General features: G+C 34.1%; 19 protein-coding genes. 14 read left to right on the top strand and 5 right to left on the bottom strand.

Annotated features, from left to right (window positions below; translation table 11 throughout):
• The first annotated feature begins 81 nt into the window (after nucleotides 1-81).
• Nucleotides 82-561, top strand: a complete 480-nt coding sequence (locus ACJJVP_RS13910; protein ID WP_405414441.1) for a hypothetical protein — start codon at nucleotides 82-84, stop codon at nucleotides 559-561.
• A 103-nt stretch (nucleotides 562-664) separates the two neighbouring features.
• Nucleotides 665-1,783, top strand: coding sequence for a redoxin domain-containing protein (locus tag ACJJVP_RS13905; RefSeq protein ID WP_405414439.1), 1,119 nt, complete (start codon nucleotides 665-667; stop codon nucleotides 1,781-1,783).
• A gap of 73 nt (nucleotides 1,784-1,856) precedes the next feature.
• Here ACJJVP_RS13905 and ACJJVP_RS13900 read toward each other — a convergent pair whose 3' ends face one another.
• On the bottom strand, nucleotides 1,857-3,515 hold the full coding sequence (locus tag ACJJVP_RS13900) for a hypothetical protein (RefSeq protein WP_405414437.1): 1,659 nt from the start codon (nucleotides 3,513-3,515) through the stop codon (nucleotides 1,857-1,859).
• Nucleotides 3,516-3,643: 128 nt separating this feature from the next.
• The gene (locus ACJJVP_RS13895) at nucleotides 3,644-4,294 is read right to left on the bottom strand and encodes a rhomboid family intramembrane serine protease (protein ID WP_405414435.1); all 651 of its coding nucleotides are present in this window, start codon (nucleotides 4,292-4,294) and stop codon (nucleotides 3,644-3,646) included.
• Nucleotides 4,295-4,351: 57 nt separating this feature from the next.
• Between ACJJVP_RS13895 and ACJJVP_RS13890 the strand changes: the two genes are divergently transcribed.
• Nucleotides 4,352-5,248, top strand: a complete 897-nt coding sequence (locus tag ACJJVP_RS13890; RefSeq protein ID WP_405414434.1) for a lysophospholipid acyltransferase family protein — start codon at nucleotides 4,352-4,354, stop codon at nucleotides 5,246-5,248.
• A 71-nt stretch (nucleotides 5,249-5,319) separates the two neighbouring features.
• Here the strand turns inward: ACJJVP_RS13890 and glmM are convergent, their stop codons facing one another.
• The gene (glmM, locus tag ACJJVP_RS13885) at nucleotides 5,320-6,708 is read right to left on the bottom strand and encodes a phosphoglucosamine mutase (RefSeq protein ID WP_405414432.1); all 1,389 of its coding nucleotides are present in this window, start codon (nucleotides 6,706-6,708) and stop codon (nucleotides 5,320-5,322) included.
• 97 nt (nucleotides 6,709-6,805) lie between these two features.
• On the opposite strand from glmM, the gene ACJJVP_RS13880 reads away from it, so the two are divergent.
• The 5 genes from ACJJVP_RS13880 to ACJJVP_RS13860 all read left to right on the top strand — a co-directional run bounded on the left by ACJJVP_RS13880 (nucleotide 6,806) and on the right by ACJJVP_RS13860 (nucleotide 11,127).
• Entirely contained in the window at nucleotides 6,806-7,408 is a 603-nt protein-coding gene (locus ACJJVP_RS13880; RefSeq protein WP_405414430.1) for an ACP phosphodiesterase, read from the top strand.
• A gap of 56 nt (nucleotides 7,409-7,464) precedes the next feature.
• Complete coding sequence (ggt, locus tag ACJJVP_RS13875; RefSeq protein ID WP_405414429.1) at nucleotides 7,465-9,156, top strand: gamma-glutamyltransferase; 1,692 nt, start codon at nucleotides 7,465-7,467, stop codon at nucleotides 9,154-9,156.
• A gap of 73 nt (nucleotides 9,157-9,229) precedes the next feature.
• Complete coding sequence (locus tag ACJJVP_RS13870) at nucleotides 9,230-9,928, top strand: hypothetical protein (RefSeq protein WP_405414428.1); 699 nt, start codon at nucleotides 9,230-9,232, stop codon at nucleotides 9,926-9,928.
• 77 nt (nucleotides 9,929-10,005) lie between these two features.
• Nucleotides 10,006-10,602: a hypothetical protein gene (locus ACJJVP_RS13865; protein ID WP_405414427.1), complete on the top strand. Its 597-nt coding sequence runs from the start codon at nucleotides 10,006-10,008 to the stop codon at nucleotides 10,600-10,602.
• 99 nt (nucleotides 10,603-10,701) lie between these two features.
• Nucleotides 10,702-11,127 carry a GNAT family N-acetyltransferase gene (locus ACJJVP_RS13860; RefSeq protein WP_405414425.1) on the top strand — a complete coding sequence of 142 codons (426 nt, stop codon included), beginning with the start codon at nucleotides 10,702-10,704 and terminating at the stop codon, nucleotides 11,125-11,127.
• A gap of 9 nt (nucleotides 11,128-11,136) precedes the next feature.
• Here ACJJVP_RS13860 and ACJJVP_RS13855 read toward each other — a convergent pair whose 3' ends face one another.
• A complete protein-coding gene (locus tag ACJJVP_RS13855; protein ID WP_405414424.1) occupies nucleotides 11,137-11,904 on the bottom strand; it encodes an XRE family transcriptional regulator in 768 nt (255 codons plus the stop codon).
• Nucleotides 11,905-12,043: 139 nt separating this feature from the next.
• Between ACJJVP_RS13855 and ACJJVP_RS13850 the strand changes: the two genes are divergently transcribed.
• From ACJJVP_RS13850 to ACJJVP_RS13830, 5 genes are all read left to right on the top strand, one after another.
• Nucleotides 12,044-13,303 carry a putative DNA modification/repair radical SAM protein gene (locus ACJJVP_RS13850; RefSeq protein ID WP_405414422.1) on the top strand — a complete coding sequence of 420 codons (1,260 nt, stop codon included), beginning with the start codon at nucleotides 12,044-12,046 and terminating at the stop codon, nucleotides 13,301-13,303.
• A 208-nt stretch (nucleotides 13,304-13,511) separates the two neighbouring features.
• Nucleotides 13,512-14,288 carry a TIGR03915 family putative DNA repair protein gene (locus ACJJVP_RS13845; protein WP_405414421.1) on the top strand — a complete coding sequence of 259 codons (777 nt, stop codon included), beginning with the start codon at nucleotides 13,512-13,514 and terminating at the stop codon, nucleotides 14,286-14,288.
• A gap of 232 nt (nucleotides 14,289-14,520) precedes the next feature.
• Nucleotides 14,521-14,919, top strand: a complete 399-nt coding sequence (locus ACJJVP_RS13840) for an OsmC family protein (protein ID WP_405414419.1) — start codon at nucleotides 14,521-14,523, stop codon at nucleotides 14,917-14,919.
• 238 nt (nucleotides 14,920-15,157) lie between these two features.
• Nucleotides 15,158-15,718, top strand: a complete 561-nt coding sequence (locus tag ACJJVP_RS13835; RefSeq protein ID WP_405414418.1) for a hypothetical protein — start codon at nucleotides 15,158-15,160, stop codon at nucleotides 15,716-15,718.
• On the top strand, nucleotides 15,715-16,152 hold the full coding sequence (locus ACJJVP_RS13830; RefSeq protein WP_405414416.1) for a hypothetical protein: 438 nt from the start codon (nucleotides 15,715-15,717) through the stop codon (nucleotides 16,150-16,152). Before ACJJVP_RS13835 ends, ACJJVP_RS13830 begins: the two co-directional genes overlap by 4 nt.
• Nucleotides 16,153-16,160: 8 nt before the next feature.
• On the opposite strand, the gene ACJJVP_RS13825 is transcribed toward ACJJVP_RS13830, so the two are convergent.
• Nucleotides 16,161-17,165: a sugar kinase gene (locus tag ACJJVP_RS13825; protein WP_405414414.1), complete on the bottom strand. Its 1,005-nt coding sequence runs from the start codon at nucleotides 17,163-17,165 to the stop codon at nucleotides 16,161-16,163.
• A gap of 155 nt (nucleotides 17,166-17,320) precedes the next feature.
• Between ACJJVP_RS13825 and ACJJVP_RS13820 the strand changes: the two genes are divergently transcribed.
• Nucleotides 17,321-17,953, top strand: a complete 633-nt coding sequence (locus ACJJVP_RS13820) for a GyrI-like domain-containing protein (RefSeq protein WP_405414412.1) — start codon at nucleotides 17,321-17,323, stop codon at nucleotides 17,951-17,953.
• Nucleotides 17,954-17,972 lie beyond the last annotated feature (19 nt).

The raw sequence follows: 17,972 nt of genomic DNA, 5'->3' as shown, positions 1-17,972 counted from the left end.
ATTTTGATTGCTAAATTAAGTTTTATTGTGTGAGTCACATTACAAATCGGCTCATTTTTCATCACAAAAAGGAATAACTATATGAAGATTTTAAAAGGTATTACCGTATTCATTTTTATGGCAACCTGTTCGCTTTCCGCACAAGAAATATCTAATCATGCATTAGGATTACGATTAGGCGACAGTGACGGATTTGGAGCCGAAATCAGTTATCAAAAGTCTCTTACACGAGATACCAGACTTGAATTTGATCTAGGATGGAGAGATAGTAGGAATTTTAATGCGTTTAAAATTGCAGGACTTTACCAATGGGTTCGTCCAATAGAAGGAGATTTTCAATGGTATTACGGCGTTGGAGGCGGACTAGGAAGTGTTGATTTCCCTGGAGATGACGGTGGATTATTTGTGTTTGCCGCTGGCGACGTAGGTATAGAATATAACTTTGATATTCCTTTAATTATATCATTGGATTTTAGACCAGAGCTTGGAGTAGTAGGTTACGACGGTTTTTCGGATAATTTTGATTTTGATATCGGACTCGGTATACGCTACCAGTTTTAATCTCAATTATAACAATATTAAAAAGACCTTTAACCATTGCGTTAAGGGTCTTTTTTTATATCCTATATATAAGTACATTTGTAACTTAACCTAAGTGAAATTTATGAAAAATAGTATTTTAATACTGCTTGCAGGCGTTTTATTGTTCAGCTGCAACTCAAAGCCAGAAGGCTTTACCCTAAATGGTAAGTTGAGAGGAGAAATGACAGATGGAACTCGTATTTTCTTGAAGAAAATCGGCGAGAACAATCAACCAATGGAAGTAGATACCGCTACCACTACGAATGGTGAGTTTACCTTTACGGGAAAATCCGATATTCCTGAGCTTCATTATATCTTTGTTGAACAACTACCTGGATATACCGCGGTAATCCTTGAAAATGGCGAAATACAGTTTAGTGCACAAAAAGATAGTATGGGCTTCGCTGAAATTAGCGGCACATTCCAGAACGATTCTTTTTCTGATTATATGGAGCAATCAAGGGAGATATCTTTACAAGCACAATCTATTCAACAAGATATGAAAACTGCTTCTGGTGAGGCTGCATTAGCTTTACAAGATGAAATGAAAGAGCTTCAGGAAGAGTATAAGACCTTTGAATTAGATTATGTTAAAAGCCACCCAAAGGCATTGATTTCAGCATTAGTTCTTGATAGAGCAATTGCTACAAAAGCCATTGGCTTAGAAGAGGTTGAAGGTATTTATAAAACTTTATCTGAAGAGATTAAAAATTCAAAACCTGGAAAACAAATTCTAGATGGTATTGAAAAACTAAAAGCTTCTGAAGCAGCCGGCAAGAACTCAAGTATCGGTGCAATAGCTCCAGATTTTTCAGGCCCTAGTCTAGACGGTACAGAATTAGCCTTAAAGGATGTTATGGGGAAAGTTACGCTTATCGATTTTTGGGCTGGATGGTGCAGACCTTGTAGGGCTGAAAACCCGAATATTGTTGCTGTTTACAATAAATACCATAACAAAGGCTTAAACGTATTAGGAGTGTCTTTAGACAGAACGGAAGAAGCATGGAGAAAGGCAATATCAGAAGATGGTCTAGAATGGAACCACATTTCTAACATAGCTTATTTTGACGATAAAATTGCACAACTATATAATGTTGACGCCATACCTGCCGCATTCTTATTAGATGAAAACGGAGTTATTATCGCTAAAAACTTAAGAGGACCAGCGTTAGAAGCCAAAGTAGCAGAGTTACTAAATTAGATTACAGTTATAAATAAAAAATCCCGAACAAATTGTTCGGGCTTTTTTTATGCGTTGCCATATAACATATGAATTAAAATGCTCCTCTAACGTCTCTAAAAACACCTTCAACCGTAGCATTAGACCCTTTAGTAACACTACCAAAAATATTAACCACCGAATCATCACCTATAAACTCTATAGTAGCTCCTTCATTTAATATTAAATCACCATAAATCGTTAAATTCCCTTCAACTCTCAAGGTTGCCCCTGAATTTATTGCGACATTTCTTCTACTGTAATTTCTACCCACGACCATGGTACCATTCATTTCGAACAAACCATTACTGTTAATATTCACTCCATCACTCACACTCCAAGAACCACATAACAGCAAATTACCACCGACGTTGATATTATAAAATCTTTTATATCCATTATATGCCAAATCATCTCCGTCATTTACATTCAAATATGATGTACCAGAGTACGATATCAAATCTTCACAACGTGTAACCAAACTATCGTCAGGTCTGTTCAATTTAATAATTTGAAAACCAGATTCACCCGATGCCGCAAAAATATAATCATCTTGAGAAGCCACATAGTTTATAGAACCTGTCAATTCTATAACACCGACACCTACTGTCCCATCATCTTTGTTTTCAGACAGACTTAATCCGCCAGCACCGTTAGCCATTAACAAAACCTTCTCATTAACCGCAACGCCATTGGTTACTATTTCGCCTGGCTCTGCATTTTCAGGATTTGTTATAATAGGTAAGTATTCTACAAAACTGCCAGAAGTTGCATTATAAACACCTGCACCCTTTGTTCCTTCAGAAACAATTATATTTTCACTAAAAAAATCTAATGTTCTTTTGGCATCAACACCAAAATCAGAATTAATACTTATAATTCTTAATGTGTTCAAATTTTGATCTAAAAAAGCAACTCCTTGATGAGCATCTAATACTGCCAATTCACTACCACTATAAGCTACTGAGCGTAAATCCGAAAAAGCAGCTTCACCAACAGCACTTAAATCATTTTTATTATACACCACAACGAAGCCGTCTTGTCCACTGGTTACAATAACATTGTTATCTAAAACACGAACATCGGTAGCATTAAAGCCTTCTTGAAAACCATATGTAATGTCTGAAGTATTCATTCTACCACCACTCACTGCTATTTTTGCTATTAATGAATTAGCGGTTGCGGTAACAGATTGCTCTGAATCCACCCCTCCTGCAACATAAATATATCCATCATCGTAAGCTATGGAGTTTAAATCTGCATTCGTGTAATATACTCTTGAGGTCACTCTTGGATCCGTTGGATCACTGATATCAATAACATCAATTGCACCAACATAATCTTGACCAACCGTATTATAAGATACAAAGCCATAATCACCATCTAAAGCAACATGTGTTGCTGCCAAATTTTCGCCATTAACAAAAGATGGAGGAGCAATTTGCGCTACCAATGAAAGCGGATAATCACCTGCTTCTTCAGTTTTACCGGTCAAATTGAATCGTTTTGCCGTTGTCGATGGGTCTTCATAAATATCTAAAACACCTGCACGCTCAAAACTTACACTATTATCAAGTTTTGATTGATCTGTTTCGTTTACTAGATTATCTTCGGAGTTTTCAAAAACTGTTGTTTCATCACTACAACTAGACACAAAAAATGCCGCACTGATAGCCATAAAACATGCTTTTCTTACTGATAGGTTTGATTTCATGTTTGATTCGGGTTTTTGCAATAACGACCCGAATTATTGTAATGTTGTTTACGTACAGGGAATTACGATGAAATGCATAAATTTTTAGAGAAACCCTACATTTTATTCGACAAACAACACAAAGAGGTCTAAATCTTACCCATCTTTTCCAAAACAATCAATAATACTATTGGAAGAGCAAGTAAGCCCACCATCAAAGTTTCTGTTTGTAATAAACTTGGCATAAACAATAAAGTACAGGCGTACCCACCTATCGCACCACCAAAATGTGCCGTATGCCCAATATTACCTATCCTTTTTTTCATACCATATATAGAATACAATAAATAACCTATACCTACTACATAGGCAGGAACAGGTATCGGTATAAACATGATACCTAATTGCATAGTTGGCTGTAGAAGAATTGCCGAATACAAAATACCCGTTACTGCACCACTAGCACCAACTGCCGAGTAATAGGGTTCATCTTTATGGAAACTTAATGCCAACAAGCTACCTCCTAAAAGACTTACGGCATAAATAATCAGAAATTTTGTAGTATCAAACCAATTAATTACAACGCCCGCAAAGAAATAAAGGGTTAGCATATTAAAAAGCAAATGGGAAATATCTACATGCAAAAATCCCGAAGTTGCCATACGATCTTTTTGCCCCGCCTTTATAGCACCAATACTGAATTTATATCGTTCAAAAAAAGTAGTATCATTGAATCCCTTCATTGACACTAATACATTTGCCGCTATTATTGCTATGGTCGGTATATCAATGTTGTACATTATCTGCCCTTTATTTGGCGTCAAATATAACTATATTTGTCCATAATTTTTTTGAGAATGCAACTATTGGCCTTTGTTTTAATTTATCCGTTTTTATGGGTAGTTTCCATTTTGCCACATCGTCTATTTTACGGTTTATCTGATATTGCCTGTTTCTTGATATACCGTGTATTTGGTTATAGAAGAAAAGTGGTACAAGAAAACTTAAACTTAGTTTTCCCTGACAAGTCTAAAGAAGAAATACATCGTATTGAAAAAGATTTCTACAAACACCTCTGTGATATGTTTTTAGAAATGGTAAAAACCATGAATTTAAGCAAGGAGGCCGTTGCAAAAAAATACCACCTTGTTAATCCAGAAGTTTTACTGGAGATAGAAAAAGAACGAAGCATTATTATTTTATGCGCACATTATGCCAATTGGGAATGGAATGTAAGCATTAACAATTACGTTAACTCTAAAGGATATGCGGTTTATCAAAAAATAAACAACTCTTATTTTGATAAATTTATTAGAAAAGTAAGGGCCCGCTGGAATACCACTTTAATTACCCAGGCACAAACTGCAAAAACGGTTATTCATAATTTTAGAAATAATGTCCGTGCTACCTACGGTATGGTCAGTGACCAATCTCCGCAAGCACACAGAGCTCATTATTGGACAGATTTTATGGGTATCACCGTACCAATTTTTAACGGCGGAGAAGCATTGGCACGTAAAACAGGATTGGCTACTGTTTTCCTTAAAGTTAGTAAGGTAAAGCGCGGACACTACAAAGCAGAGTTTACCCCTATTGCTATAAATAGTAAAGAAACCGAAGAACATGAAATCACGGACAAATTCCTAAGACTCACCGAAGAGCAAATTCGAGAAAAACCAGAATATTACCTATGGACCCACAAACGATGGAAACATAGAGGTAAAAAACCTGCAGCATTTGCCGATGTAAACTAAAAGGATAAAAAGAAAAAACCGGAAGTAGTTGAACTACTTCCGGTTTCTTATTTTCACAACTGGTTCTATGATTATAAACCGGCTATAGATTTAATTTCTCCAATAATTCTATCTGCAAGACCATCTGCTTCGGTCTGACTTTTAGCTTCCGTATAAATTCTAATAATAGGCTCCGTATTAGATTTTCTAAGATGCACCCAGTTTTCAGCAAAGTCAACCTTTACACCATCAATCGTAGAAATTTCCTCTGCGGCATATTTTTCTGCCATAGACTTTAATATACCATCAACATCTAATCCAGGTGTTAACTGAATTTTCTTTTTACTCATAAAGTAGCTTGGGTAGCTAGCTCTAAGCTCCGCCACTGTACCACCTTTTTTAGCCATTAACATTAAAAATAACGCAGTACCTACTAATGAATCTCTACCGTAGTGACTTTCAGGATAAATGATACCTCCATTACCTTCACCACCAATAACGGCATTATTTGCTTTCATTTTAGTAACTACATTAACTTCACCAACTGCCGCAGCCTCATAAGTACCACCATGCTTTTGTGTAATATCTCTTAAAGCACGTGAAGATGATAGGTTAGAAACCGTATTACCTTTGGTTTTACCCAAAACATAATCTGCACAAGCCACCAAGGTGTATTCTTCACCAAACATTTCACCATCGTTACTTATAAATGCCAAACGGTCAACGTCTGGATCTACAACGATACCGAAATCAGCTTTTTCTTTAACTACTAAATCGCAAATATCCTTTAAGTGTTCTTTTAATGGTTCTGGATTATGTGGAAAATGACCGGTTGGCTCACAATACAACTCAACGACTTCAACGCCAAATTCCTTTAAAAGTTTTGGTATCGCAATTCCTCCTGTAGAATTCACTCCATCAACCACAACTTTAAATTTCGCTTTTTTTACCACTTCGGCATCTACCAAAGACAGGTTTAAAACTTCATCTATATGTATATCTATATAACTGTCATTCTTATTTATAACCCCTAAATCATCTACATCTGAAAAATCGAAATCTTCTTTTTCTGCGATTTCTAGAATTTTAGCGCCTTGGGCAGCATCTAAAAATTCTCCTTTTTCATTTAATAGTTTAAGTGCATTCCATTGTTTTGGATTATGACTAGCAGTTAAGATGATACCTCCATCCGCCTTCTCCATTGGTACCGCTATTTCAACAGTTGGTGTTGTAGATAAATCTAAATCTACTACATCTATACCTAAACCAACTAAAGTAGAAACTACAAGATTTTGAATCATCTCGCCAGACAAACGTGCATCACGACCAATAACTACTTTCAACTTCTCCTTTTTAGAATAGTCTTTTAACCAAATTCCGTAAGAAGCGGCAAACTTTACTGCATCAATAGGTGTAAGATTGTCACCGGGCTTACCTCCAATGGTTCCACGTATTCCTGAAATAGATTTTATTAGTGTCATATAATCTTAATAAGTTTTTTTTGCAAATATAAACGTATCATACTTATCACTATTGCCCTTCTTTGTAAATTAGACTTTAGAAGCGTAATTTAATCCAATGAATTTTTTAGCACACATATTTCTTTCTTTCAACGACAAAGAAATTACCATAGGAAACTTTATAGCCGATAGCATACGTGCCAATAAATTTGATCACTTACCTAATAAGGTACAAAAGGGAATAAAATTACATCGACATATAGATACCTATACCGACTCTCATCCAATCCCTAAAATAAGCAGTAAACGACTTCATGCAAATTATAGCCATTACAGTAGGGTTATCGTTGACATCTATTACGATCACTTTTTAGCCAAAAATTGGTCTACATATTCAGATATCCCATTGGATGTTTTTGTAGATAATTTTTATGACCTCTTGGAAGACAATTACGAAATATTACCTATTGGGGTTAAAAAGATGATGCCTTATATGATTACCGATAATTGGATTTTCAACTATTCTAAAATGGACGGAATTGCTCGTGTACTGAACGGTATGAACCGTAGAACGAATAATAAATCTAAAATGAATTTTGCCATCATTGACCTTGAAGAACACTATGATGCTTTTGAAGCAGAGTTTACCGAATTCTTTGAAGAGCTAATTACTTTTTCAAAACAAAAATACACTTCACTTATAAATAATAAAAAACCATAAAATACTTATATCCAATATTTAAAAATAAAATAATTAAATAATAAATTTAACCATCTATGAACCAAACAAAATTTGTTTTAATGCTAGCTGTATTGGTTATTTTAGCCAGTTGCAAAGAGAATCCTGCGACACCAACAGGCACAGTTACCGAAAAAGCAATGGTAGTATCTGCTCGCGAAGAAGCCTCTAAAATAGGAAGTGATATTATGCTAAAAGGCGGTAATGCTTTTGATGCCATGGTAGCCACAGAAATGGCTTTGGTAGTCGCATATCCATTTGCAGGAAATCTTGGCGGCGGCGGCTTTATGGTGTATAGAAAAGCAGATGGTGAAGTCGGTGCTTTAGATTATAGGGAGAAAGCTCCTTTATCTGCTCACAAAGAAATGTATTTAGATTCATTGGGTAACGTAATTCCCGATAAAAGTACTTTAGGCGCCACTGCTGTTGGTGTACCTGGTACAGTTGCGGGTATCATTGAAGTGCATAAAAAGTTTGGATCACTTCCTTTAGAGGAAATTATGGCTCCGGTGATTGCTCTAGCGGAACGTGGTGTTGTAGTTACCGCTAATCAAGAAAAACGTCTGGCTAGTCAACGAGATAAATTTATAGAAGTAAACAGCGACAGTACTAAGTTTGCTACTGCATTCAAAACTAATGACACCATTAAATATCCTGCATTGGCAAACACATTTAGGACTATTGCAAAGCATGGTAGAGACGGATTCTATAAAGGTGAAGTAGCCCAGAAACTAGCCGCTTTCATTCAAGAAAAAGGGGGTTATATTACTGAAGAGGATTTAGAAAAATACCAGGCGGTATGGAGAGATCCAATTACCTTCAACTACAAAGATTTACATGTCATTTCTATGAGCCCGCCTAGTAGTGGCGGTGTAACCATCAATCAAATATTCAAAATGATGGAAAAACATGACGTTGCAAAACTCGGTCATAATTCTCCAAAAATGGTTCAATTATTCACAGAAGCTTCTAGAAGAGCTTATGCTGATAGAAATTACTTTTTAGGTGATCCTGCCTTTGTTGAAATTCCTTATGATAAATTATTGAGTGACGATTACCTAACCGAAAGAATGGCTAATTTTTCTTTTGATAAGGCTACTAAATCTTCTGAAGTTGAACATGGAAATATAGAGATCGTAGAGAGTATGGAAACCACCCACTACTCTATTGTAGATCAAGAAGGGAATGCCATATCGGTGACCACAACACTTAACGGCGCTTATGGCTCTAAATTATATTCAGATGAGCTTGGTTTCTTTTTAAACAATGAAATGGACGATTTCAGCTCTAAGGCAGGCGTACCCAACATGTTTGGTCTTGTAGGTGCCGAGGCAAATAGTATTGCTGCGGAAAAAAGAATGTTAAGCAGTATGACCCCAACTATTGTTGAACGTAACGGTAAATTATGGATGGTTGTTGGAACTCCAGGTGGATCTACAATAATTACCGCTGTGGCACAAACTATTTTAAATGGATATGAATTTAAAATGAGTATGCAAGATGCCGTTAACGCTCCTCGTTTTCATCATCAATGGTTACCAGATATGGTCATTTTTGAACCGGACGGATTTTCCGTTGATTTAAAAGAAGAAATGAAATCTAAAGGATATATCATTAATGAAGAAAGAACACCTATTATAGGCAAAGTTGATGCTATTCGCGTTTTAGCAAATGGCAAACTTGAAGGGGGTGCTGATAAACGTGGAGATGATGCCGCTGTTGGTTTCTAATCAACTCTAAATTAAATTTAATAAGGTTCTAAACTTTATACAACAATTTATTATTGAAATATTTAAATACATTATGCTAAAGAAATTATTTAAATTATTATGTATTCTGATTTTACTAGCCATAATAGGCTATGGAGTCTTATATTACCTCTATAACGAACCTTTACCTACAGGAGAATCTGGACCAGAAGCAGATGCTTTAGCATACAGAATGTTCGATGCACTTAATTATAAAAATTATAACAATACAAAGGTATTGGAATGGTCTTTTAGAGGCGATCACCATTACATCTGGAATAAAGAGAAAGAGATTGTTACCGTTTCTTGGGACGACATTGTAGTTCAATTAGATTTAATAACCCCTTCTTCCAGTAAAGCAACTATTAACAATGCACCTGTTGACTATGAAAAAACACAAGACTTAATTGAAAAAGCACAAAGCTATTTTAATAATGATTCTTTCTGGCTTGTAGCTCCTTTTAAAGCTTTTGACCGAGGTACCGAACGATATTTAGTAGATATGAAAGATGGCTCAGAAGCATTATTGGTTACATATACCCAAGGCGGAGATACCCCGGGAGATTCTTATATGTGGATTATTGAACCCAGCGGAAGACCTAAGAGTTTTAAACTTTGGACAAAAATTATACCTATTGGCGGTGTAGAAGCTACATGGGAAAAATGGGTTAAAACAGAAAGCGGCGTCTTTTTACCTACACAACATAAACTTGGTCCACTCTCTATTTCTATGGGCGAAGTTAGTGGGCGCTAACATCTATTTTATTTGTTAAAACATAATATAATATGGCTAACTGAGTTAGTTTAGAACACCAACATAAAATCAATTTCATGCAAGATTATAAATTTCCTCTAGATTTTACTTTCCACATTGGCACTTTATCAAATGATTTCTCAGCCGTAGACGCCAATGGAAAAATGGTTGCTTATGTAAAGCAAAAGCTTTTTAAATTCAAAGAGAATGTTGGTGTTTATGAAAATGACAGTAAAACCAATTTACTATACAATATTAAAGCAGATAGGTGGATTGACTTCTCTGCATGCTATTCTTTTTCTGACCCTACTGGTAAAGAATTTGGAAAAATAGGTCGTAAAGGATGGGCTTCTTTATGGAAAGCGCATTATGAGGTTTTTGATCAAAATAAACAATTAAAGTATACCATTAGAGAAGAGAATGCTTGGGTAAAAGTAATGGACGGTTTGGTTGGTCAAATTCCTATTATCAACCTATTTACAGGTTTATTTCTTAATCCTGCTTACTTGGTCATCAATGGAAACAATGAGACAGTGGTGCGTTTATCTAAAGAAAAATCATTAGTTGGTCGCCGTTTTAAGGTTAGTGAAGTAAAAAAACTGAACGGTAATGATGATGATACTATCATATTGAGCTTAATGATGATGGTATTACTAGAACGTCGTAAAGGTTAAAGTTCACCATTCCAAATTTATTAACCCCTTAAATATTTCAATCTATAATTAACTATAAACGATAGAATAAAGTAACTTTAGGTAGAAATAGAGTACACTATGAATATTAAACTTATTTCTTTTAATGAAGTTACAACAGACCTTCAGTCTCAACTTACCGAGCTTTATAAACAACTCAACTCAGAACTTACCCAATTAGATTTAGCTACCGCACTATCTGATTACAACACCACAGATGTTGTAATATGTATGGACGACAATAGATTAGTGGGTATTGCCATGATGGCAAAGTACAAAGTAGTTTCTGGGCACAAAGGTATGATTGAAGATGTAATAGTTTCTTCTGACTACAGAGGTCAAGGTATAGGCAGAAAGATTATGGAGAAATTATTAAAGCAAGCAGAAAAAGAAAAACTGGATGATGTATTATTATTTAGCGGTCACCACAGAACCGCTGCAATCTCTCTTTATAAAAGTCTTGGTTTTAAGCTGAAAGAAAGCGGAATATATATTAAGAAATATTAAAGTAAAACTTTAATTAACCTTTTTAACATGCTGTAATTGATCTTTTAACTCTTTCATAGACTCTTGTAATTGTCGTAGTAGTCCGCTATCGGTAGTAGCATCTACATTAAACGTTATTTTACTACTTACTTCCCAAATTTCTTGAATTTGAAAAGGCTTAATATCATAAGGTGGATATGTTTCGTTCAAAGAAATTAACGTTACATTATTTGAATTTGGTCGCTTCTCAACCTTTTTAACCATTATAGAATCTTGTAAAACTACCACGTACATTTTGTTTGCGCTTACATAATCTATATGTTCAATTGCCCTAGCTAAAACCCACTCACCCGGATGTAAATTGGGCAACATACTATCACCGTCTACCTGAAACCCGCGATAGGTTGCATTTCTAAATTCTGGAATAGGCAAATCAAAAGCTGGTAATTGTTGATACCAACTGGTATCGGAAATATTTTGTGGATATCCTGCCGCCGCTTTTGCATTCACCAAAACCATGTTATCCCTATTGGCAGAATCTACCGTTACTACCTTAGGTATTACACTTGTCTTAGAAGTCTCTAAGTACTGTTCCTCACTCTCGCCAAATAGCCACAACGGATTAATCTTGAATTGTTTTAATAATTCTGAAACCACTTTACCGGAAAGTTTGGTTCTACCTCGTTCTATATCTGCAGTTGTACTAGAGACCCCGATCAAGGCAGCAAAATCCGCCTGTGTATAACCCAGTTCCCGTCGTAAATCCGTAAATCGTTTTAATGTCAATTCATTTTCCATAATATAGCTTGGTATCAATCAAGTATTTAGCATTCCCGATACTTCAAATATAGTGATTATGGATTATATCCAAAATACTATTTGGATTATTTCCATAACTAGGAATTATTCCATAATTTTGGATTAATTACAAATTGCTATGGATTTTAATAGGATAAAGGAAAAATTAAATATACTGGCGGATGCCGCTAAATATGATGTGTCTTGTTCAAGTAGCGGCAGTAACCGTAAGAATAAAGATAATGGCTTAGGAGATACAGGAAACGGAATTTGCCACACATATACCGAGGACGGCCGTTGTGTCTCTTTATTAAAGATCTTACTGACCAATCATTGCATTTTTGATTGCGCCTATTGTGTAACGCGTAAAAGTAATGACATACAAAGAGCTGCTTTTAAAATTCAGGAGGTGGTGGATTTAACCATTAATTTCTATAGAAGAAACTATATAGAAGGTCTGTTCTTAAGTTCTGGCATATTTAAAAGTGCAGACCATACGATGGAAAGACTTATTTCTGTAGCTCAAAAATTGCGTGAAGAAGAAAATTTTAACGGATACATTCACTTAAAGTCTATACCAGGCGCCAGTGATGAACTTATGTACGAGGCCGGTTTATATGCTGATCGTTTGTCGGTCAACATTGAAATCCCCACTATCTCCGGCCTTAAACTATTGGCTCCAGACAAAAAACATGAAGATTTCATTAAACCTATGCAAAAGGTAAAAGATGAAATTATTCGTTATAAAGAAGAGCGAAAAATCATTAAAAGCACTGCCAAATATGCCCCTGCAGGACAAAGTACCCAAATGATAGTAGGTGCTACAGGCGAAAGTGACAAGGACATCATGTACTCTGCAACTCATTTTTACAAGAATTATAAAATGAAACGCGTGTATTACTCTGGTTACGTACCCATCTCTACAGATAGCAGATTACCTTCTTTAGGTTCCGAAGTTCCAATGCTTCGTGAAAACCGACTATATCAGACAGATTGGCTACTTCGTTTTTATGGTTTTAGCGTGAACGAAATATTAGATGCGGACAATCCTAATTTAGATATGGACATAGATCCCAAACTAATGTGGGCTCTTAGAAACTTAAATTATTTTCCTGTAGATATTAATAAAGCTGAACCACGAATGTTGGCAAGAATTCCTGGTATAGGAATGGGCTCTGTTCATAAAATTATAAATGGTAGAAAGTACCGTAGTTTAAACTGGGAACACCTTAAAAAAATGGGAATTGCGCTTAACCGAGCTAAGTATTTTATCATATGTAATTCCAATGATTGGGAACGTAGAGATTTAGATGCTTCCACGATAAAAGGGATGATTTTACAATCTCAAAATGGAAAATTTAAAAATCAATATAACAATCAATTATCATTATTTAATTAAAGTATAATTTAAATATTATTTTCGACTATGGAAAACCTAAATAACACCCTTAATTCACAGAATTTATCAATTTTTAGTACTGTAGTTGACCGTAGTCAAAGTCAAATTTTAGCCCTAGGATACCAAATGGTATTATTAAAAACTAAAATTAAGAAAAGGCTAAAAATTGTATCTCGAATCTTTTTCTTCAACTTCTAAAACTGTTTATATGAATACTTCAAAAACTTTAGTTTACGATGGTAGTTTTAATGGTTTTTTGACCGCTGTTTTTGTCGGCTTTGAACAAAAATTATCTCATGCCGATATTCAAAAAAATAGTCAATTTCAAAGTGGACTGTTTGCTGATACCGAAACTATATTCACCAATATTGATAAAGCACAACGCGTTTGGAACGGAGTGCGAAAAAAAAGTAATTCGGCAATAAAGAAAATATACTTTGCCTTTTTAAGTGAGCAGAATAATATTGAGGCCCTACTCTACCATTATATTCAAAAGTTAATGGGAGGCAGGTATCTAGGCGCTACAGATTTTAGCGATGCGGGTGTTTTAAAGATTAACCAATTAGCACATAAAGTAGGAAGAGAAAAGCATAGAATGGAGGCTTTTGTACGGTTTCAATTGACCAAGGATGATGTTTATTTTGCCAATATAGAACCAGATTTTGACGTGTTGCCATTAGTATCCAAACACTTTAGAAATAGATATGCCGATCAACAATGGATTATCTATGATTTAAAAAGGAAATACGGTCTTTTCTACGATTTGAACACTGTAGAAATAATATCGCTTGACTTGACAGACATTCATGCCAATAGCACGGAAATGAAATCTGTATTTACGGAAACTGAATATGAATACCAAAACCTTTGGAATAACTACTTTAAAAGCACGACTATTAAATCTCGTATCAATAATAAATTACATGTACAACATGTGCCTAAGCGTTATTGGAAATTTTTATCTGAGAAAAAAGAAGCGGTTTAAATCAATTTCATTATGGTTGACATATATCAGAATTTAAGAAAAATTATAATTTTATTTTTAGCAATAATTTTTAAATAAGTTTTACACTCTATATTTAATAGAGCATTAGTATAGTAGGGAGATTTTCTTAAGATGTAAAGCAATTGTTTTGATTTCTTATTCTTCAGGTCATTTCTTTATTTAATTGATTCTACTGTATTACTTTAATTTTCAACTTAATTTATATTCAATTATGAATTATAGAATAAAGGCATCTTCTGACTATAATATTGACGGTAAAATACATATAAAGCAATCTCATATTGTTTTTGGCACTACCGGTAAAACTGCAAAGACACTACCAAATCCTGCTGAGATTTTTTTAGGTTCGTTAGCTTCGTGTATACTTAAAAACGTAGAGCGCTTTTCATTGTTGATGAAATTTCAATACAACTATACTACATTAGAAATAAGAGCTAAAAGATTAGACAATCCGCCAAGAATGGACAGCATCAATTATCACTTAAACATTTTCAGCGAGGATACTAATCTTAACGTAGATTTACTTAAAAAAAATATTGAAAAGCACGGTACTATTTACAATACTTTAAAACAGGTATGCACTATAAATGGGAATATTACAAGAATTTAAAGTGACTAGTTAAATATATTATTCCAACAACTTTTCGAGTAATATGCTACTCTCAAACAATACACATCTTCGTATTGAATTCTTCCTGTAAGATTATTAATTAGATTTTAAGGAGCTATTAAACATTTAAATTATTGAGAATAAATTATGTTTTGAATAGTTGATTTAAAAGTAAATTATAAACTTTGTATACGAGCTTAGAAACATTTTACCATAACAGTAAAATATAAATTGCCTGATGAAGAGAGATAAAGCTATTCGTACGTTTACATTAGCTGCCGTATTAATTGTACAAATCGTATTTCTGTTTTTAATTTTAAAAAATAATTACGATTCTAGTAATTATGTTGCAATAACAATATTATTTTTTATTTCTGCTACGGTACTGTTTGGTCATGGTTATTTAGACCTACATCATAATAAATATGATTATGAAAAGCTATCTGTTGTTATTTGGGTACCAATTGGTGCAATTGCTTGTCATTTACTGAATGTTAATTATCAATTAGGCAGTGTTTTATCGGCAGGTATTGTCGGTACATTAGGTTCATTTATACCTAATTTAAATAAACAATCCGACTATTTCAAAAAACTTCCTACGGCAATTTATTGTGGCGTATTTGTTGGTATGTCAAGTAATACCATTACCCCAACACTCGGATTTGTAATTGCAGCAGGAACAATCGCCGGATTATTCTTCCTATTATCTAAAAATCTTTTTATTGGTATTGGCGGAAAACTAGGTACCATGGCTTTTCTTGGTGTATTTATTGTATATCTAATCAACTTAATTGCATGATAAATATTTTAATCATAATTATTACCGGTATTTTAGGCGCAATAATGACTTTTTATGTTAGCCATTATTATAAACAAGGTCCAGTACGAGCATCTGCATTGCTTTCATTATTAGTGGGGTTGTTCTTTTATTTTTTCCCAGAAATGTTAAATAATTATCTTACAAAAAATATCCCTGTAGTATTTATAGGTACTTCTTTTATAGGTATGATTTCAACAACAACTAAAAGAAGCTATGTACACTTAGCAATTGCCGGCTTTCTGTTTAGTATAATCTATATAAATAAGAACAATTTATTTCAAGGATTTGGAGGCGCACTTGGCGCTCTCGCTTTTATTGCATTGCTAACCACCTTTGCCTTTTCGTTTGCTTTTTCAAAAAGCGTACATAAATTAAAAGCAGTACTTAGATTGCGAAGGCGTAAATCATCTTAAATATGTTTTTAACGTACTAATCTACCTGTTATATTCCCGGCAATAATATTGTTGACTTCAGTAACCGTGGCAAAATTCACATCACCTTCATAAGTATGTTTTAAAGCGCATGCCGCACTTGCAAATTCCATTGCTTTATAATCATCATATTTCTGCAAACCATAAATCAAACCGGCTGCAAAGGCATCACCAGTACCTATACGGTCAACTACATGTGTAATATCAATATCTTCAGTTTCTCTAAACTCTATACCGTTCCACATTCTCGCTCTAATTTTATGCCATGAAGAATTCAATGAAGTTCTAATTTTATCAAATACTTTTTCTATAGACGGAAACTCTGCTATTAATTGTTTACTAGCTTCAATAAAATCTTCATTGCTATAACTAAAGTCCGTATCTAATACTTCATTAATTTCATTCACGCCGCCAATAAAAATTGTAGAATAATTCAAAAGCTCAATTAGCGCTTCTTTTGGATCTTGACCGTATTTCCATAAACCACTTCGGTAAGTAGGATCTGCAGAAACAGCAAGTCCTTTTTTTCTTGCTAATTTTAGTCCTTCTCTAAGAACATCATACGCTCCTTGAGACAAGGCTGGTGTTATCCCTGTCCAATGCATCCATTCCCCATCCTCCAAAGCATTTTCCCAATTTACTTTTGAAGGTTCAATTTCAGAAAATGCTGAATGTGATCGATTGTAAGAGATCATGCTTGGTCTAATAACAGCACCTACCTCTAAAAAATAAACACCTAAAGGTCTTTTAGATTTTACGATAGATGATGTATCGACCCCAAATTTCTGAATATAGGTCATTGCGGTATCTCCTATAAAATCATCAGAAATCGCACTTATATGTTTTACATTCCCTCCAAAATTAGAAATAGAGATGCCCACATTTAATTCTGTACCACCAAAATAAAATTCTACAATATTAGATTGTACAAACTTCTTGTTACCTCTTGGCGAAATACGCATTAAAACTTCACCGAATGTTATAATCTTACCCATATTATAATTTTAAACCTAAAATAACCATTGTGCAATAAACAAACTCAGGTTATTAAAAATATATCAAAACAGGTATGAAATGAAATATTCCCCTTTATCTTTTTTACTAAAAACATTCTTTCAACATTTTTACTTTCTTTGTAACTATGAATCGAATGTTGAAGCATGAGTGGAGGAAAAAGGAAAAAAAAATTTACCTGCCTCAAGTAAAACCTGAATTGATCACCCTTCCTAAGTTTCAATTTATTTCAATTAAAGGTAGTGGCAATCCAAACAGTAAATTCTTTACCGAGCACATTAAAGCTTTATACAGCGTTGCGTATACTATAAAAATGTCGCTCAAAAAAATGACTCTATTACCAGAAAATTATTTTGATTGGACCGTTTACCCTTTAGAAGGTATTTGGGATATATCGGACAAAGCAAAAAAGCATTTCGATGGACAAATAGACAAAAACGAATTGGTTTTTGAATTAATGATTCGACAACCAAACTTTATAAATAGCATTTTATTTGATCAAATGCTTGATATTGTAAAAGAAAAGAAACCTCACAATCTATTAGAAAAAATACAGTTTAAACAAATAGTAGAAGGTCCATGCATTCAAATGCTTCACATTGGTAGTTTTAATAAAGAAAATGAAACCTTTCAATTAATGGAAGATTATACCAAAAACAAGGGACTTAAGAGAAAGTCAAAAATACATAGAGAAATTTATTTATCCGATTTTAGAAAAGTACCTGAAGAAAAGTTAAAAACCGTACTACGGTTTCAATTGGATGAATAAAATTCTTTTCTAACTTATT

Source organism: Maribacter sp. Asnod1-A12 (assembly GCF_045063735.1).
GTDB lineage: Bacteria > Bacteroidota > Bacteroidia > Flavobacteriales > Flavobacteriaceae > Maribacter.
The sequence above is the reverse complement of the archived record's forward strand: the minus strand, read 5'-3'. Positions and strand labels throughout refer to the sequence as shown.

Coding starts and splice junctions, on each gene's coding strand:
- ACJJVP_RS13910 (WP_405414441.1), top strand. CDS start 82: ATGAAGATTTTAAAAGGTATTACCGTATTCATTTTTATGGCAACCTGT.
- ACJJVP_RS13905 (WP_405414439.1), top strand. CDS start 665: ATGAAAAATAGTATTTTAATACTGCTTGCAGGCGTTTTATTGTTCAGC.
- ACJJVP_RS13900 (WP_405414437.1), bottom strand. CDS start 3,515: ATGAAATCAAACCTATCAGTAAGAAAAGCATGTTTTATGGCTATCAGT.
- ACJJVP_RS13895 (WP_405414435.1), bottom strand. CDS start 4,294: ATGTACAACATTGATATACCGACCATAGCAATAATAGCGGCAAATGTA.
- ACJJVP_RS13890 (WP_405414434.1), top strand. CDS start 4,352: ATGCAACTATTGGCCTTTGTTTTAATTTATCCGTTTTTATGGGTAGTT.
- glmM (WP_405414432.1), bottom strand. CDS start 6,708: ATGACACTAATAAAATCTATTTCAGGAATACGTGGAACCATTGGAGGT.
- ACJJVP_RS13880 (WP_405414430.1), top strand. CDS start 6,806: ATGAATTTTTTAGCACACATATTTCTTTCTTTCAACGACAAAGAAATT.
- ggt (WP_405414429.1), top strand. CDS start 7,465: ATGAACCAAACAAAATTTGTTTTAATGCTAGCTGTATTGGTTATTTTA.
- ACJJVP_RS13870 (WP_405414428.1), top strand. CDS start 9,230: ATGCTAAAGAAATTATTTAAATTATTATGTATTCTGATTTTACTAGCC.
- ACJJVP_RS13865 (WP_405414427.1), top strand. CDS start 10,006: ATGCAAGATTATAAATTTCCTCTAGATTTTACTTTCCACATTGGCACT.
- ACJJVP_RS13860 (WP_405414425.1), top strand. CDS start 10,702: ATGAATATTAAACTTATTTCTTTTAATGAAGTTACAACAGACCTTCAG.
- ACJJVP_RS13855 (WP_405414424.1), bottom strand. CDS start 11,904: ATGGAAAATGAATTGACATTAAAACGATTTACGGATTTACGACGGGAA.
- ACJJVP_RS13850 (WP_405414422.1), top strand. CDS start 12,044: ATGGATTTTAATAGGATAAAGGAAAAATTAAATATACTGGCGGATGCC.
- ACJJVP_RS13845 (WP_405414421.1), top strand. CDS start 13,512: ATGAATACTTCAAAAACTTTAGTTTACGATGGTAGTTTTAATGGTTTT.
- ACJJVP_RS13840 (WP_405414419.1), top strand. CDS start 14,521: ATGAATTATAGAATAAAGGCATCTTCTGACTATAATATTGACGGTAAA.
- ACJJVP_RS13835 (WP_405414418.1), top strand. CDS start 15,158: ATGAAGAGAGATAAAGCTATTCGTACGTTTACATTAGCTGCCGTATTA.
- ACJJVP_RS13830 (WP_405414416.1), top strand. CDS start 15,715: ATGATAAATATTTTAATCATAATTATTACCGGTATTTTAGGCGCAATA.
- ACJJVP_RS13825 (WP_405414414.1), bottom strand. CDS start 17,165: ATGGGTAAGATTATAACATTCGGTGAAGTTTTAATGCGTATTTCGCCA.
- ACJJVP_RS13820 (WP_405414412.1), top strand. CDS start 17,321: ATGTTGAAGCATGAGTGGAGGAAAAAGGAAAAAAAAATTTACCTGCCT.